Raw genomic sequence first — 15,259 nt, forward strand, 5'->3', positions numbered from 1 at the left:
TCGCACATCTGTGATCATGTAGGAGATCTTTAACCGTGCCCAAAATCCTCATCGTCGGTGGCGGCTACGCCGGTTTCTATACCGCGTGGAAGCTCGAGAAATGGCTGCGCGCAGGCGAGGCCGACGTCACCGTCGTCGATCCGCTGCCGTATATGACGTATCAGCCGTTCCTGCCAGAGGTCGCGGCCGGATCGATCGAGCCGCGGCACTCCGTCGTCGCGCACCGTCGGCACCTCAAGAAGACGAACATCATCACCGCGAAGGTCACCGGAATCGATCACGCCTCCAAGCAGGCGACGATCACGCCTCCCGTCGGTGAGCCATACACCTTCGACTACGACATCGTCGTCGTCACCGCCGGCGCTGTGTCGCGCACCTTCCCCATCCCCGGTGTCGCCGACGAGGCCATCGGCCTCAAGACCATCGAGGAAGCGGTCGCGATCCGCAACCGCGTGCTCACCAATTTCGACAAGGCGGCCGGATTGCAGGCCGGGCCGGAGCGCGACCGCCTCCTGACTTTTGTCGTGATCGGCGGCGGCTTCGCCGGCATCGAGATCTTCGCCGAGCTCCGCTCCTTCGCGAGCGCTCTGATCAAGTCTTACCCGGAGCTCAGTTTCGAGGACACTCACTTCCACCTCATCGAGGCGATGGGGCGCATCATGCCCGAGGTGTCGCTGCCGACCAGCCATTGGGTGCTCAAGAACCTCGCCCAGCGTGGCGCCGAGGTGCACCTCGACACCCAGCTCACCTCCGCGGTCGGCGGCAGGATCGAGCTGTCGACGGGTGAGAGCTTTGAGACCGATCTCATCGTGTGGACTGCCGGCGTCATGGCGAACCCGGGTGTCGTGCGCGGCTCCGATCTGCCCGTCGAGGAGCGGGGCCGGCTCCAGGTGCGTGCCGATCTGCGCGTCGGCACTGAAGACGAGTTCGTGCCGGACGCCTGGGGAGCCGGCGACATAACCGCCATCCCCGACCTGTCCGGTGGTGGAGTCGGTGGCTACTGCGTGCCGAACGCGCAGCATGCCGTCCGCCAGGGCAAGCTTCTCGCCAAGAACATCGTCGCGGTCCTGCGCGGTGAGGGCCCCAAGGAATACGTGCACAAGAACATGGGCGCCGTCGCGGGCCTCGGTATCGGCTACGGTGTGTTCCAGTCGGGCAGGCTCGCGATCACGGGGCTGCCGGCCTGGTTCGCGCACCGCGGCTACCACGGTCTCGCGATGCCGAGCTGGGAGCGCAAGCTCCGGGTCATCTGGGGCTGGGTGAACAACTTCTTCCTCGGCCGGGACATCGCCTCGCTCGCGGCCGTCGAGCAGCCGCGTGCCGCTTTCGAGGAGTTCGCCTCGCGCCCGAAGCCGACCGTCGAGGCCGCACCTGTGCAGAAGGCTCCGGCCAAGGCACCCGTCCGTCGCAAGGCTGGGTCTGCGGCGGCACCCGTCGAGCCGAAGGTCGCTGTAGAGACCGTCGCGGCGAGCTAGTCGTGACCGCCCGGGCTAGACTCGGCGGAGCCTGCTCGGCACCGCCCCCGTAGCCCAATCGGCAGAGGCAGACGACTTAAAATCGTTCAAGTCAGGGTTCGAGTCCCTGCGGGGGCACCCAAGGCACAAGGCTCGAACCTTGGCCCTTGGATTCAAGGGCTGGGGTTCGGGCCTTGTCGGTGTCTAATGCCAGGTGAGGGCGTTGGCGTTGACCTCGGGGTCGAGCGGCATCTCGAATGGACGGTTGTTCTCGACGCGCAGCCCCTCGTCCTCATCGACGTGCTGGTTGCACAGCTCGACCCTGTGCGCCCCCTGGTTCGAAGCCTTTCTGGTACTCATCGGCCTTGCTGTCGGCGCCGATGAAGGTGGCATGAGACATCCGATGAGTTTTGCCTGGGTTCTTGCGTGAATCGAGCATTCATGCAATTCTGATGCGAATCATCCTACCAATCGGTTTCGATTCTTTCGCCTGTTACAGGCCGACCACTCAAAGAGGAGCTGGCGATGCCGTCACGTACGAGCTACCCGAGCGAACTCCTACGCCGGCGAACCAACGCGCCGTCTTGGGTACGCAATACCGCCCTGATCTTGGGAGCCGCGCTGGTAGGGGCGGTGTTGACCGTACCCTCCGTAGCGATGGCCGAAGTGTCGAGCGATGCGCTGCGTCTCTGGTACGACGAGCCCGCTCCGATGAGTCAGACGCCGCAGTCGCTTGGCAAGAGCGACTGGACTTCTCAGGATCTGGAGACGAGCTGGGAGGACTGGTCGCTTCCGCTGGGTAACGGGCACTTCGGCGCGAGCGTGTTCGGCGGGGTTGAGACGGAACGCATCCAGATCACCGAGAACAGCTTCCGCAACGCGTACAACTCGGCGCGGGTCGAGCCGGGCACCACCGGTCCCCAGCTGTTTGGGGACAGTGGTATGAACAACTTCGTGGAGACGTACATCGATTTCAAACATGATGCGTCCACCAGCAACTACGAGCGCGACCTCGACATCGCGACCGCGACTTCCCATGTCGAGTACGTGCGCGGTGATGTGACATATGAACGCGAGTACTTCGCCAGCCATCCCGACAACGTTCTCGTGATGCGCTTTACAGCGTCAGAGCCGGGAGCGCTGTCGTTCACACTGAAGCCGCAAACGCCGTACATCAAATCCTTCAATAAGTATCCAGCCGACAAGATGGCCAAGACCGGCACAGTGACCGCTGACGGTGACACCGTGACCGTGGGGGGAAGGCTCAGCCACTACGGGATCGACTACGAGGGCCAGTACAAGGTCATGCCGGACGGTGGAACCCTCAGCACCGCCACGGTCGACGGACGTGGCGAGCTCACGGTGACCGGTGCGAACAGCGCAACCGTTCTGCTGGCGGTGGGCACGAACTACGTTCTCCGCCCTGAGTCCTTCACCGCGTCGAACGCAGAGAAGCTTGCAGGAAACCCGCACCCGCACGAGAAGGTCTCCGCCCTCATCGCCGCAGCCGCTCAGCGGTCGGTCGACGACCTTCGCCAGCGGCACCTCGTCGACTACCAGGAGCTTTTCGACCGTGTCCGCCTCGATCTGGGAGGCTCCGCCCCAGCGGTCACCACGGACGAACTCGTCAAGGCCTATGCCACGTCGGCCAGCGCGTCCGCTCGAGCGTATCTCGAGGAGTTGTTCTTCCAGCATGGACGCTACCTGCTGATCTCATCGTCGCGAGAAGGTGCTTTGCCGAACAACCTCCAGGGCATCTGGAACGCGTACGACAGCGCCCCGTGGGGATCGGGAATGTGGCACAACATCAACCAGCAGATGAACAGCTGGCCGTCATTCACCACGAACCTCGCAGAGACATTCCTCCCCTACGCCGACTTCAGCACCGCATACATGGACGCGGCACGCCGCGGAGCCGACTCGTACATCCAGGCAGTGAACCCAGCCGCGAAGGCGCCGAATGGGCAGAACGGGTGGGCGGTCGGAACGGGTGTCGACCCGTATTGGGTGATGGCCCCTAACCCTGACAGCCACTCGGGTCCCGGCACCGGTGGATTCACCTCGCTGCTCTTCCACGACTACATGGACTACACCCAGGATCTGAAGTTCGCGGAAGAGCTCGGCTACCCCCGACTTCTTGAGATGGCCCGATTCCTTGATAAGACTCTGAAGGATTACGACGGAACATGGCTAGTTGAGGACTCGGCGTCTCCTGAGCAAGAGCACGGCGGGAAGTACTATCAGACCGTTGGCGCGGCGTTCGATCAACAGATGGTGCATGCCAACCTCGTCGCGCTTCTTGAGTGGGCGGAGAAGCTCGGATATAAAAGCGCTGAACTTGACGCGCTCGCTGCGAAGGTGGACCGACTCGAGCCGGTGATCGTCGGCCGTTCTGGACAGGTGAAAGAGTTCCGCGAAGAGCAGACTTACGGGCAGATCGGAGAAGCGCAGCACCGACACATCTCACAGCTGGTGGGTTTGCATCCCGGCACCACTATCAACGACACCACCGACGCATGGATGGACGCGGCACGGGTAACGCTCAACGGCCGCGGCGACGGTGGCACCGGGTGGGCAAAGGCCGCCAAGATCAACCTCTGGGCGCGCGCGAAGGACGGCGACCGGGCGCACGCACTGTTGAAGAACCTGATCGGGGCCAGCACCTTGCCCAATTTGTGGGCGACCCATCCTCCGTTCCAGATCGACGCGAACTTCGGCGGCACGAACGGCGTGGCCGAGATGCTCCTTCAAAGTGGCGCAGGCTACCTCGAACCACTTGCCGCCTTGTCAAAGGACTGGGGCACCGGATCGTATGAGGGTCTCACAGCTCGCGGCGGGTTCGTCGTTGGGGCGGAGTGGGCTGATGGGAAGGCCACTTCGTTCACTGTCGACTCCAAGGCGGGAAACTCGGCCAGCGTCAAGTACCCCGGACTCGCGGCCTCCGCGGTGAGTATTGTCCGCATCAGCGATGGCACGGCCGTCTCGTACTCGAGCGAAGGTCGTGATGTCGTCACGTTCGACACGCAGCCGGGTGAGCAGTATCGCATCTCGGGAATCACGCCGGACGTCGCGCCGGTCGCGCCGACTGATCTGCGCGTCGTTGCAATGGATGAGAGCACCTACCGTCTGACCTGGACCGGTGCCGCCGGGGCAGGCCGCTACAACGTCTACGTGGCAGAGGGCAGTGCGCCGTCGTACCAGCTGGTCGGCACGGTCACCGGTACGTCCTTCACCTACACCGCCAGCGCGGAGTCGGAGCAGACGACATTCAAGGTTCGAACCATCGACGACAACGGCATCCTGAGCAAGGCGGGCCCCGTGTCCGTGCAGATCACGCCAGGCGCGAACCTGCTGGCGGGAAAGCCTGTCACGACCAACCATCCGTCGCTTGCGGCATACCCCGCGAAGAACATCGTGGACGGGGACGACGCAACACGTTTCGCATACCAGGACTCGGTAAGCGCAGATCTGACGGTGACGGTTGACCTTCAGGATGCGATCCGGGTGGGCGACCTCACGGTCCGCGAGTTTGTCGGCAACGCCGAGACGGCCTCTCGGGCGGCTTCCTACTTCGTCGAGGCGTATAACGGCACCAGCTGGGCACGTGTTGCCGAGGGTACCGTGACCAACCCCGAACGAGCTTCGGACTCCATGTTCGTCCACGACATACCCGTCAACGCAGTGGCCCGGCAGCTGAGAGTCACCTTCACGCCTCGGGAACCCGGACAGCGCGGCGTGACACTGTGGGAGATGGAAGCGACCGGTTCGCCCACCGTCAACGTCGCGGCCGGGGCAACTGCCGCCGCCGACAAAACCCCGCACAGCGCCCCGTACCAGGCCGCGAACATGGTGGACGGAAATCAGTCGACCCGCTTCGCCTATGCCGACGACTCCACCGGTGACTTGGTCGTGACGGTCGCACTTGCCCAGCCCGCCAATGTCGGACTCGTGGGAATCGCCGAATTTGTAGACGGTGGAACCTCGTTCGCGTCGCGATCGAAGGCGTACAAGATCGAAGCGTTCGACGGCGCGAACTGGAGGCAGGTCGCCGCGAGCACACAGATGGGCACGGGTGCGAGCGGCAACAACCTGAAAACCTGGGTGAGCGTCAGTGCTCCCGGTACGGAGCAGCTGCGATTCACCTTCTCACCCGCGGGCACACGCAGCCCCTCGATCTGGGAACTGGAGCTCCTGGGAACTCGCGAAGCCCCTAAGTACACCGGCGGAGAGGTGCAGGTCGCCGTATCTGAGCAAGGCGACGACGGGTGGCACGGAGCCGGCGCAGCACTCACACTGACGGCGGAAGGAGCCGAGACAATCGAGTACCGGCTCAACGACGGCGGGTGGACGAACTGGGTTGAGCCGGTCGCGCTGGCCGAGGGCGAGACGACAGTAGAACACCGAGCATTCTCAGCGAATGGCGGCTTCTCGGCCGTCGGACGACAGGTCGTGAAGGTCGACGCTTCCGCACCAACCGTCGAAGCGACGGTAGACGGCCGCGCCGTGACCCTGACCGCGGCCGACAGCGGCGGGTCAGGACTGCACCTGACGGAATACCGCATCGGCGAGGGCGGCTGGAGAAACTATGGCGAGCCGATCGTCGCGGACACCACCATGCAGGAGATCTACTACAGAGCGACTGACAACGCGGGGAACACCTCCGCGGAAGCGTCAGTGGTCCTGCCTCGCGTCCTGGATGTCGAGTCTTCCGCTCAGGCCCGCTGCGTCGGCAACCGTGTGGCCCTCAGCATTCGAGTGACCAACAACGACGACGTTCCGGTCTCTGCAGAGGTGAAGACCGCGTACGGCTCCAAGTCTCTCCCGAGGATCCAACCCGGGAAGAGGAAGCTGGCCGTCTTCACCGTTCGTTCCTCGACGGTCGAAGCTGGCGAGGCGACCGTCGAGTATAAGGCGACCGTCAACGGCACCGAGATGACCGCGAAGTCTGTCGTCTCCACTCCCGTCGCGAACTGCGGCAACTAAACCTCGGCCACGCCTACGGGCCGGGGTACACCGACCCGATCGGCGCTATCATGAACCCCCTACTCAAAGGGGGGATGGTGCATACTGAGGAAATCCAACCACTGGGTCAGTTGTCCCACTATGTGTCGACGACGCGTGAGGAGATCCGTGCCCCGCACTCCCGCCACACCGTGCACGACAGGGTGCGCCGGGCGGGTGGAACGCCCATCTGCGTGGCGAGCAAGTCCGTGCGGGTGCGCCGGGTGATCGTGCTGCCCCTGTCGAAGCACGAGAGCATCTGGGTCTGCATCCTCCTCGGCATGCTGCCAAGCTATCGCGGCGAAGGAAGGGCTTCTCTGTGACCGCCACCGGAGCGATCTGGCGCAACTGGGGGCGCACCGAGGCCGTGCGCCCGCTGCGCGTGGAGCGACCAGCGAGCGTCGCAGCGGTTCAGCGTTCCGTGACGGCGGCGGCGAAGTCCGGGCTGCGGGTCAAGGCCGTCGGCTCCGGTCACAGCTTCACCGGCATCGCGGTCGCCCCGGGCGTCCAGCTCGACCTCTCGGCGCTCAGCGGCATCGTCGCGAGCGACGAGGCCCGCGGCCGAGTCACCATCGCAGCCGGCACCCATCTGCACCGGCTGCCGGCACTGCTGCGCCCTTTTGGCCTGGCGATGACGAACCCGGGCGATATCGATCGGCAGACCATCGCCGGCGCGACCTCGACGGGCACCCACGGCACCGGAGGCTCCTTCGGAGGCCTCGCGACCCAGCTCACTGCGCTCACTCTCGTGACGGGCACCGGTGAGCTCCTGCGCATCTCCGAGACAGAGAACGCCGAGCTCCTGCCGGCCGCTCGGCTCGGGCTTGGCGCCCTCGGCGTCATCGTCGATGTGACGGTGCAGCTCGAGCCTGCCTTCGCGCTGCATGCCGTCGAGCGCTCGGAACCGGTGGAAGCGGTGCTCGACGGGTTCCTCGAGCGCACGGCATCCGAGGACCACTTCGAGTTCTACTGGTTTCCTCACACCGGGACGGCCCTCACCAAGACCAGCACCCGGCTTCCCGGGGATGCGCACCGCGCGCCCATCGGAGCGGTCAGGCGCTGGGTCGACGACGAGCTCCTGGCCAACGGCCTCTACCGGATGATGTGCAATGTCGGGCGAGCGGTGCCGGCCGTCGTCCCATCGTTCAACCGGCTCACCGAGACGATCACGGGTGATCGCGACTTCACCGATGTCTCGACCTCGGTGTTCACCACGAACCGTTCCGTGCGATTTCGCGAGATGGAGTACGGGCTACCGATCGCGGCAGTTCCCGACGCCGTGCGCGCGGTACAGGCGCTCATCAAGAGACGCGGTTGGCGCATCTCCTTTCCGATCGAGGTGCGGTCCGCTGCAGCGGACGAGTTGTGGATGTCGACGGCGAACGGACGTCAGACCGGTTACATCGCCGTGCATCGCTTCTTCCGTGAAGATCCAGGTGAGTACTTCCGGGCCGTCGAGGATGTCATGAAGACGCACGACGGGCGACCGCATTGGGCCAAGATGCATGACCGCGATGCGGAGTCGCTGCGGGCGAGCTATCCGCACTTCGACGACTTCCTCGCTGTGCGCGACCGACTCGATCCGGAACGCCGCTTCGCGAACGCCTACCTACGTCAGGTCCTCGGCGACTGAGCAGCTAGGTGTCGTCGGGGGTATTGGTCTCCGGCGCCTCCTCCGCCCCAATGGGAGGGACAGCACGTGTCAGCGCACGGAGCGAGAAATCCCCGTTGACCGGCACTACCGTTGCGTTGACAGAATTGTCCTTCTATCCCCCGATGTGAGGTCTCGAGCAACTCGTCCCCCGCGAAAAGGTTTGACAGCGCCCCCCGAGGCTGTCACTCTGGTGCCAACCCGATCCGCTTACCCGGAACATATGTCGATTTCGCAAAGGGACGGGAAAAGTCATGACGTGGCACCGCGGAGAATTCCGAACCACTCAGCAAGCGCACAAACGTCGTTACGCAATCATGGGGATCGGCGTCGCCGCCCTCGTCGTCGTGACGGGGACGACTGTTGCGGTCGCGGCCAACGCGAGCGAACGCAGCGCGCAGCTCGAGATCGCGCGCTCGAGCGCGCAACTCGAGGTGGGCAATCGTGTCGGGATCGGAGCATCCGGCCTCGACATCGCAGAGACTCGCCTCACCGTCGAGGTCGACGGCGCCAGAGCCGAACTCGGGCGAGCCGCCGCCACTCTCGCGCTCGGAGCCGGCAAGGCGACGGACGCGTCGCTCGCCACTCTGAGGCAGGGCATAGACGCGCTCACGGCCGAGGCGGACTCGGCCGGTCTCGGTTCGAGCCTGCTCTCCCAGGTGTTCTCGCTGCGTGCGGCGCAGAAGGCGGTCACCGACTCGGTCGCAGACTGGCAGCGCGCCGAGGACGCTCGCCTCGCGGCCGAGGTCGCGGCGGCACAGGCGGCCGAACCAGGAGCTGCCTTCGTGAGTGCCGACTCGTGGAGCGCCCCGTCGAGCTCGTCTTCGCGATCGTCCTCGGGCGGTTCCTCGTCTGGTGAACCGGCTGCCGTCAAGGCGGCGCCCGCCCCTGTCGCGGCCTCCGTCGACTACGGCACGCCTCCCGCCAACGACAACTGCGGTCCCTGCCCGGGCGCGACGCTCGTTCCGATCGTCTGGGACGGCGTCACCTACTGGGGATGCCCCTGACCAGGGCGGCCCTTCCTCGCAGCGCTCGCCGCCGCCACCCCTACGGTGTGCGGCGGCGCAGTGTTATGGAGCCGAGCACGACGGCGCCGATCGCGAACGCCGCGATGATGAGAAGCTCGCCTCCCACGTATGCCGCATCCTCCGAGTTCGTGGCAACGGCATCGAGCGCGTCGATCGCGTGCGAGAGCGGTAGCCAGTCGCCGATCGTCTGCAACACGTCGGGCAGATGCTCGCGCGGCAGGAAGATGCCGCCGAGCAGGATCTGGGGGAACACGAACGCAGGCAGGAACTGCACCACCTGGAACTCGGTGCGCGCGAAAGCGCTCGCGAAGAGGCCGAGGGTCGTTCCGAGGATGGCGTCCATGAGCGCGACGGCGAATAACAGCCACACGGAGCCTTTGATGTCGAGACCGCACACCCAGATGGCGAAGCCGACCGCGATCGAGGCCTGCACGATTGCGAGCAGACCGAAGGCGAGCGTGTAACCGAGGATGAAATCTCCCTTGCCGAGCGGCATCGAGAGCAGTCGCTCGAGAGTCCCCGTGCGACGCTCGCGCAGGGTCGCAATGCTCGTCACCACGAACATGATGGTGAACGGGAACAGCGCGAGCATGGCCGGCCCGATCCGCGCAAAGGTGTCGGTGTCGACGAAGATCCAGGCGACGAGCCCGATGAGCAGGGTCGGAACGACGAGGAGAAGACCGATGGTGCGCGGATCGTGCCGGATCTGGGTGAGAACCCGGCCGGTCGTGGCGAGGGTGCGGCGCGGGCTCATCGTTCTCCGCCCTTCGCCGCATGGCGCGGATGCCGCCCGATGAGTTCGAGGAAAGCGCTCTCGGTGTCGCTCGCCCCCGTCGAGGAGAGTATCCCGGCCGGTGTGTCGTCGGCGAGGATCTCACCCTCCCTCATGAGCAGCAGACGGTCGCAGCGCGTCGCCTCGTCCATGACGTGACTCGAGACGAGAAGACTCGTTCCCGCAGCGGTGAGGTTGTGGAAGAGCCGCCAGAGGTCTACACGCAACACCGGGTCGAGACCGACCGTCGGCTCGTCGAGCACGAGCAGCTCCGGGGTTCCGAGCATTGCGACGGCGAGGGAGGCCCTGCTGCGCTCCCCGCCAGAGAGCGAGCCGGCGAGCTGCTTGGCGTTGTCGCCGAGATCGGTCTCCTCGATCACGCGGTCGACGTCGGTGCGCGGAGCGCCGAGCACGGCTCGGAAGTAGTCGAGATTCTGTCGGACGGTGAGGTCGTCGTAGATGCTCGCGTCTTGTGTCACGTAGCCCACCCTGCGCCGGAGATCGGCACTGCCTGCCGGCCGTCCGAGCACGGTCACCGTGCCCGATTCGACGAGCTGAACGCCGACGACCGCTCGCATGAGGGTCGTCTTGCCGCATCCGCTCGGCCCCATGAGACCGACGACCTCCCCTCGTGGGACGCTGAGGGTGAGCCCGTGGAGCACGCGGGAGCGCCCGCGGCGCACGTGCAGCCCGTCGAGCGCGATAGCCGGAATCGTGCTATTCATCATGTGATGAATTATTCGCCTGAAGGTTCTCGTCGTCAAGAGGGGAGCGGGCAGCTCCGCTGAAACCGACGAGGTGCCATTGCAGCACCGGACCGATGCGAGCCACGAGATCTTCGATCGGGGCGCTCGCCACCGGTTCGAGCCGCATGACGTAGCGGGTGAGGATCAGCCCGACCACCTGAGACGCAGCGAGGTTCGCGCGCAGTTCGGCATCCGGCGCGTCGATGCCCTCTGCGATGCGACGCAGGATCTCGCGCGTGAGGAACTCCTTGAGATACCTCGTCGCAGGCGTGCTCGCGATCGCCGATCGCAGGATGGCGGTGCCACGCGCCTGCACGGCCGGCGACTCCCACTCGGCGAGCAGGAAGCGCACGATACTGGTGCCGATCTCGTCGCGCGGGCCGGCTAGGATCCGGGCCACCGCCTTGTCAGGACGGATCGGGACGGCGACGATCTCGGCGAAGAGGTCCGACTTGTCGTTGAAGTAGTGGTGGACGAGTGCCGGGTCGACGCCGGCTCGTCGCGCGATGGCACGGAGGGAGGCCGCCTCGTAACCGCGGTCGGCGAACTCCCGCTCGGCGGCGTCGAGAATGAGTGCACGGGTGTCGTCGGCGCTCGCGCGGGGGCGGCCGCGCGGACGACCCCGCGGCCGGTCTTCCGCCGGGCCGCGACCCTGCGCGCTCGGCGGAGTGGACTCGATCACACTGCGAGCCTACGACGAGTGGCCGACGGTGGCGTCGGCTGGGCGAAGCTCCATGAGCCGGGGAGCCCGCTGTGCATCGCTCGCGCGCTCGCTTTGAGTCTGATGGGAAGCAGGAGGGAAGGGGGAGACTCGCCGTTAGGATGAGAGCGCACCCGCCGAATGGCTTGCCACAGAACAAGGAGTTGCTGCCATGGAATGGCTCATCCCGATCCTCATTGTCGTCGTCCTCGTCGTCATCGTCGGCATCTACCTCTGGGCGACCTACAACTCCCTCGTCACGCTCAATGTGCGAGTGGATGAGGCGTGGAGCGACATCACGGTGCAGCTCAAGCGACGCGCTGACCTCATCCCGAACCTGATCGAGTCGGTCAAGGGCTATGCCGCGCACGAGAAGGGCGTCTTCGAGAGCGTCACCCAGGCGCGCGCCGAGACGCTCTCCGCGCAGAGCCCGGCAGAGGCATCCGTGGCCGAGAATCACATGCAACAGGCGCTCAAGAGCATCTTCGCGGTCGCCGAGGCGTATCCGCAGCTTCAGGCCAGTCAGAACTTCCTGCAGCTGCAGGCAGAGCTCGTCGACACCGAAGACAAGATCCAGGCGTCTCGCCGCTTCTACAACGGAGGCGTTCGCGAGCTCAACACCAAGATCAAGGTGTTCCCGAACAACGTCTTCGCGCGCAGGCTCGGCTTCTCCGAGCGCGAGTTCTTCGAGGTCGCGGATTCCGCGGCCATCGCGGAACCGCCGCGCGTGCAGTTCTAGTCCAGCCCTGGTTGGTCCATGTATAGCGCGATAGCCAGGAACAAGCGCAACACCGTCTTCATCATCCTGTTCTTTCTGCTGATCATCGGCGGGCTCGGATGGCTGGCGGGGTACGTCTACAACAGCCCGACGATCGTCGTCACGACCATCGTGGTGTCGATCGCCTACGCGCTGTTCCAGTACTTCATGGCCGATCGGCAGGCGCTCGCGATGAGCGGCGCGATCCAGGTGCAGAGCAAGGCCGATCACCCGCGTCTCTGGCGCACGGTCGAGAACCTCGCCATCACGAACGGCATGCCGATGCCGAAGGTCTACGTGATCAGCGACCCCGCGCCGAACGCGTTCGCGACGGGGCGGGACCCCGACCACGCCGTCGTCGCGGCCACGACCGGTCTGCTCGAGATCATGGACGACTCGGAGCTCGAGGGCGTCATGGCGCATGAGATGGGTCACGTCAAGAACTACGACATCCGGGTCTCGATGATCGTGTTCGGCCTCGTCGTCGCTGTCGGCTTCATCGCCGACATGTTCCTGCGCATGGCCTTCTTCGGGCGCAACAACAACAGCAACGGCAACCCGGTCGTGCTCGTGTTCGGCCTCGTAGCGATGCTCGTCGCTCCCCTCGTCGCTGGCATGGTGCAGATGGCCGTGTCGCGACAGCGGGAGTACCTCGCGGATGCCACGAGCGCCATGACGACGCGCCACCCCGAAGCCCTCGCGCGGGCGCTCGAGAAGCTCGGAGACTACGGGCGGCCGATGCAGCGGCAGAATTCGTCGATGTCGCACCTGTGGATCGCAGACCCGCTCAAGCCGGGCCTCATCAACCGCATGTTCAGCACGCACCCGCCGATCGCGGAGCGTGTCGAGCGTCTGCGCACCATGGGTGGCAGCTTCTAAGCGGATGTCTAGGCGTGGTCTCCCTGCACGATGCGAATGCGAGCCGTCGGGACGTCGACGTTGATGGGTACAAGGTGCAGCCCGGCGCGATAGCGACTCGCCCACGTGGATGCTGTCGATGCTGAGCACCGCAGGCGATCGGCTGCGCGCCTCATCGTCCAGCCGCGCTCGACGATCATGACGGCGAGTCGACGCCGTCCCTCGAGCGTCAGAGGAGTGTTCGCGTGCGTCACTGTTCGATGACGTCTTCGACGGGCCATGGCTTCGCAGACTGCTTGCTTCGGATGAGGCCGACCAAACCGATGCCGAACCAGACGAGGTTGAGGACGGCGGATGGCCAGGCAGAGTAGTAGGCCGTGTTCACCATGAGGGCGAGTCCTCCGATGAGGTTCATGGTCTGATAGATCGCCCCCGTTGCGCTGAGTTTGCGCGCGGTCAGTAGTGCGTATGCGCTGAGGAGGAGGATCGTGCCGGTCCACCCGACGACTCCGATGATGAGGTCCACTGCTTGCTCCTTGGGGTCTGTATGGTTCATTGCTCCTTGGGGTCTGTATGGTTCAGACTCTCATTCAGTTGAGCTTCGCTGGATCATTCGACCTCTGGGCGAGTGCGGCTGACGGTCGCAGGCGTGCGCCTATGCGAGCGCGCGGACATCATCGAACTGCGAACAGCACGCCGAGAGCTGTCCGAGCTTGCTGAGCTGAGCGATCGAACAGTCACAGTCACCGTCGCCGCGTTCCGAGAGACGACCTCAGCACGACTCACGCCGCCCTTCGGGTCGGCGTTCGACCACGAATGCACCGAGTACTCCGTCGCCATTCTCGAGATAGGCGACCTCGGATGTCGCCGCATCGCAGCACACCACTCCGCTGACCGGATATCGATGAGCGTCGTCACGACCATCGATGCGCTCCGGCGGTCGCCTCTGGGCCAGTCGCCGGCCGAGCCTGTTCGCAACGTATCGAGGAACTGCATCTAGGCCGCACCCTCAAGGGCGATGGCCAGCGCGGCGGAGAGATCGCCCCTTTCGACGACGACGACGCCGTCGAGGCCTTGCCAATCGGCTGCGGCACGTACGAGTGGGGCGATGCGCTCCGCGATCCCGTCCGGCGCATGCTTCTCGCGCCACGCCGACTGCACCCGTAGGATGCCAGCCTGCCGGTCGCTCTTCAAGTCGATCCGCCCGACGAGCCTGTCGTCGACCAGCACCGGGAGCGAGTAGTAGCCGAAGACCCTCTTCTCGGCGGGAGTGTAGATCTCGATCCGGTAATGGAAGTCGAAGAGACGGAGCGCCCGGCTGCGTTCCCAGACCACCGGATCGAAAGGCGACAACAGGGCGGCGTTCTCGAGGCGCCGTGGCATCCGCGCGTCCCGGTGCAGCCAGGCCTGCTGCTTCCAGCCGCCGACGCTCACGGGCACCAGGATGCCCTCCTCGGCGAGTTCGCGCGTCGCGACCTTGGTCTCGTCGTTCCTGAGCCGGAAATAGTCGGCGAGGTCGCTGTTCGTTCCGATGCCATGCGCCCTCGCGGAGTGCTCGACCAGGTGCCTGTGCGCCTCGGCGCGGGAAACGCTACGCCCGAGGATCTCGTCGGGGAGGATCTGCTCGGGCAGGGCGTAGGTGCGTTCGAAGCGGCGGCGCCCGGCCGAGACGAGCTCGCCCCAGCGGAACAGCACCTCCAGCCCGGTCTTGACATCGGACCAGCCCCACCACGGCCCTGTGCGCTTGTTCGCGTCGTGCTCGATCGCGCTCGCCGGCAACGGTCCTTTCTCGGCGAGTTCGGCTTTGAGCCAATCGATCATGTGCCGGTTGGCATGCGACCAGGCCGTGAGGTCGTCGGCCGCGCGCTGCCGATAGGCCTCCATGCGCCAACGGAGCATCGGCCAGGTCTCGACGGGGATGATGGCCGCTTCATGCGCCCAATACTCGATGTAGCGGCCCCTCGCGGCGAAGGCGAGTTTGTCGAGCGCCGCCTTGTCGTAGGCTCCGAGGCGGGCGAAGACGGGCAGGTAGTGCGAGCGCTCGAACACGTTGACAGAGTCGATCTGTAGCAGTCCGAGCCTGGCGATGAGCTGGTTGAGCTGCCGGGTGCCCGGGGCGGTCGACTGCGCACGGCCGAAGCCCTGTGCGGCGAGAGCGATGCGGCGGGCGAGCTCGGGCGAGAGTGACTGGACCATCGCCTCGACGATACCGCCGGCATCCGACAGTGCCGACACCCGACGTTCACCCCCGATTTACCGCGGTGCCGTTCTGCGGCTGACTCCTCCGCCTAA

The 15,259-nt window shown here is 65.4% G+C and carries 13 protein-coding genes, 1 tRNA gene and 1 pseudogene; 8 read left to right on the top strand and 7 right to left on the bottom strand.

Annotated elements, in window-relative coordinates:
• Nucleotides 1-35: 35 nt before the first annotated feature.
• Both ACFQB0_RS02315 and ACFQB0_RS02320 read left to right on the top strand, forming a co-directional pair.
• Nucleotides 36-1,475, top strand: a complete 1,440-nt coding sequence (locus ACFQB0_RS02315) for an NAD(P)/FAD-dependent oxidoreductase (RefSeq protein WP_386727096.1) — start codon at nucleotides 36-38, stop codon at nucleotides 1,473-1,475.
• Nucleotides 1,476-1,518: 43 nt separating this feature from the next.
• Nucleotides 1,519-1,592, top strand: a tRNA-Leu gene (locus tag ACFQB0_RS02320).
• Nucleotides 1,593-1,658: 66 nt separating this feature from the next.
• Here ACFQB0_RS02320 and ACFQB0_RS02325 read toward each other — a convergent pair.
• Nucleotides 1,659-1,814, bottom strand: coding sequence for a hypothetical protein (locus ACFQB0_RS02325; RefSeq protein ID WP_386727098.1), 156 nt, complete (start codon nucleotides 1,812-1,814; stop codon nucleotides 1,659-1,661).
• A gap of 297 nt (nucleotides 1,815-2,111) precedes the next feature.
• On the opposite strand from ACFQB0_RS02325, the gene ACFQB0_RS02330 reads away from it, so the two are divergent.
• The 4 genes from ACFQB0_RS02330 (at nucleotide 2,112) to ACFQB0_RS02345 (ending at nucleotide 9,113) form a co-directional block, all read left to right on the top strand.
• Nucleotides 2,112-6,437, top strand: coding sequence for a glycosyl hydrolase family 95 catalytic domain-containing protein (locus ACFQB0_RS02330; protein WP_386727101.1), 4,326 nt, complete (start codon nucleotides 2,112-2,114; stop codon nucleotides 6,435-6,437).
• 74 nt (nucleotides 6,438-6,511) lie between these two features.
• Complete coding sequence (locus ACFQB0_RS02335) at nucleotides 6,512-6,778, top strand: hypothetical protein (RefSeq protein ID WP_386727103.1); 267 nt, start codon at nucleotides 6,512-6,514, stop codon at nucleotides 6,776-6,778.
• Nucleotides 6,775-8,088, top strand: coding sequence for a D-arabinono-1,4-lactone oxidase (locus ACFQB0_RS02340; RefSeq protein WP_386727106.1), 1,314 nt, complete (start codon nucleotides 6,775-6,777; stop codon nucleotides 8,086-8,088). Before ACFQB0_RS02335 ends, ACFQB0_RS02340 begins: the two co-directional genes overlap by 4 nt.
• 272 nt (nucleotides 8,089-8,360) lie before the next feature.
• Nucleotides 8,361-9,113: a hypothetical protein gene (locus ACFQB0_RS02345; protein ID WP_386727109.1), complete on the top strand. Its 753-nt coding sequence runs from the start codon at nucleotides 8,361-8,363 to the stop codon at nucleotides 9,111-9,113.
• Nucleotides 9,114-9,153: 40 nt separating this feature from the next.
• Here the strand turns inward: ACFQB0_RS02345 and ACFQB0_RS02350 are convergent, their stop codons facing one another.
• From ACFQB0_RS02350 to ACFQB0_RS02360, 3 genes are read right to left on the bottom strand one after another with little or no spacing between them, the layout of a single operon-like run.
• Entirely contained in the window at nucleotides 9,154-9,888 is a 735-nt protein-coding gene (locus ACFQB0_RS02350) for an ABC transporter permease (RefSeq protein ID WP_386727112.1), read from the bottom strand.
• Nucleotides 9,885-10,631: an ABC transporter ATP-binding protein gene (locus tag ACFQB0_RS02355; protein ID WP_449280266.1), complete on the bottom strand. Its 747-nt coding sequence runs from the start codon at nucleotides 10,629-10,631 to the stop codon at nucleotides 9,885-9,887. The genes ACFQB0_RS02350 and ACFQB0_RS02355 overlap by 4 nt, the downstream gene beginning before the upstream one ends.
• Complete coding sequence (locus ACFQB0_RS02360) at nucleotides 10,624-11,334, bottom strand: TetR/AcrR family transcriptional regulator (protein WP_386727117.1); 711 nt, start codon at nucleotides 11,332-11,334, stop codon at nucleotides 10,624-10,626. The genes ACFQB0_RS02355 and ACFQB0_RS02360 overlap by 8 nt, the downstream gene beginning before the upstream one ends.
• 190 nt (nucleotides 11,335-11,524) lie before the next feature.
• On the opposite strand from ACFQB0_RS02360, the gene ACFQB0_RS02365 reads away from it, so the two are divergent.
• Nucleotides 11,525-12,091: a LemA family protein gene (locus tag ACFQB0_RS02365; RefSeq protein ID WP_386727120.1), complete on the top strand. Its 567-nt coding sequence runs from the start codon at nucleotides 11,525-11,527 to the stop codon at nucleotides 12,089-12,091.
• Between the two features lie 18 nt (nucleotides 12,092-12,109).
• Nucleotides 12,110-12,988 (top strand): M48 family metallopeptidase, encoded by an 879-nt coding sequence (locus ACFQB0_RS02370; RefSeq protein ID WP_386727122.1) that lies wholly within the window; start codon nucleotides 12,110-12,112, stop codon nucleotides 12,986-12,988.
• A gap of 68 nt (nucleotides 12,989-13,056) precedes the next feature.
• Here ACFQB0_RS02370 and ACFQB0_RS02375 read toward each other — a convergent pair.
• From ACFQB0_RS02375 to ACFQB0_RS02385, 3 genes and pseudogenes are all read right to left on the bottom strand, one after another.
• A pseudogene (locus ACFQB0_RS02375) lies at nucleotides 13,057-13,221 on the bottom strand (helix-turn-helix domain-containing protein); the annotation flags it as partial.
• A complete protein-coding gene (locus tag ACFQB0_RS02380; protein ID WP_386727124.1) occupies nucleotides 13,218-13,523 on the bottom strand; it encodes a CBU_0592 family membrane protein in 306 nt (101 codons plus the stop codon). The pseudogene ACFQB0_RS02375 and the gene ACFQB0_RS02380, both read right to left, overlap by 4 nt.
• Before the next feature lie 440 nt (nucleotides 13,524-13,963).
• Nucleotides 13,964-15,163 carry a winged helix-turn-helix domain-containing protein gene (locus ACFQB0_RS02385; RefSeq protein WP_386727126.1) on the bottom strand — a complete coding sequence of 400 codons (1,200 nt, stop codon included), beginning with the start codon at nucleotides 15,161-15,163 and terminating at the stop codon, nucleotides 13,964-13,966.
• Nucleotides 15,164-15,259 lie beyond the last annotated feature (96 nt).

This window comes from Luethyella okanaganae (assembly GCF_042660285.1).
Taxonomy (GTDB): Bacteria; Actinomycetota; Actinomycetes; order Actinomycetales; family Microbacteriaceae; genus Luethyella; species Luethyella okanaganae.

What these genes read in the sequence shown, in the direction of transcription:
- ACFQB0_RS02345 (WP_386727109.1), top strand. Translation starts at nt 8,361, where the DNA reads ATGACGTGGCACCGCGGAGAATTCCGAACCACTCAGCAAGCGCACAAA.
- ACFQB0_RS02385 (WP_386727126.1), bottom strand. Translation starts at nt 15,163, where the DNA reads ATGGTCCAGTCACTCTCGCCCGAGCTCGCCCGCCGCATCGCTCTCGCC.
- ACFQB0_RS02330 (WP_386727101.1), top strand. Translation starts at nt 2,112, where the DNA reads ATGGCCGAAGTGTCGAGCGATGCGCTGCGTCTCTGGTACGACGAGCCC.
- ACFQB0_RS02335 (WP_386727103.1), top strand. Translation starts at nt 6,512, where the DNA reads ATGGTGCATACTGAGGAAATCCAACCACTGGGTCAGTTGTCCCACTAT.
- ACFQB0_RS02365 (WP_386727120.1), top strand. Translation starts at nt 11,525, where the DNA reads ATGGAATGGCTCATCCCGATCCTCATTGTCGTCGTCCTCGTCGTCATC.
- ACFQB0_RS02380 (WP_386727124.1), bottom strand. Translation starts at nt 13,523, where the DNA reads ATGAACCATACAGACCCCAAGGAGCAAGCAGTGGACCTCATCATCGGA.
- ACFQB0_RS02370 (WP_386727122.1), top strand. Translation starts at nt 12,110, where the DNA reads ATGTATAGCGCGATAGCCAGGAACAAGCGCAACACCGTCTTCATCATC.
- ACFQB0_RS02350 (WP_386727112.1), bottom strand. Translation starts at nt 9,888, where the DNA reads ATGAGCCCGCGCCGCACCCTCGCCACGACCGGCCGGGTTCTCACCCAG.
- ACFQB0_RS02355 (WP_449280266.1), bottom strand. Translation starts at nt 10,631, where the DNA reads ATGAATAGCACGATTCCGGCTATCGCGCTCGACGGGCTGCACGTGCGC.
- ACFQB0_RS02325 (WP_386727098.1), bottom strand. Translation starts at nt 1,814, where the DNA reads ATGAGTACCAGAAAGGCTTCGAACCAGGGGGCGCACAGGGTCGAGCTG.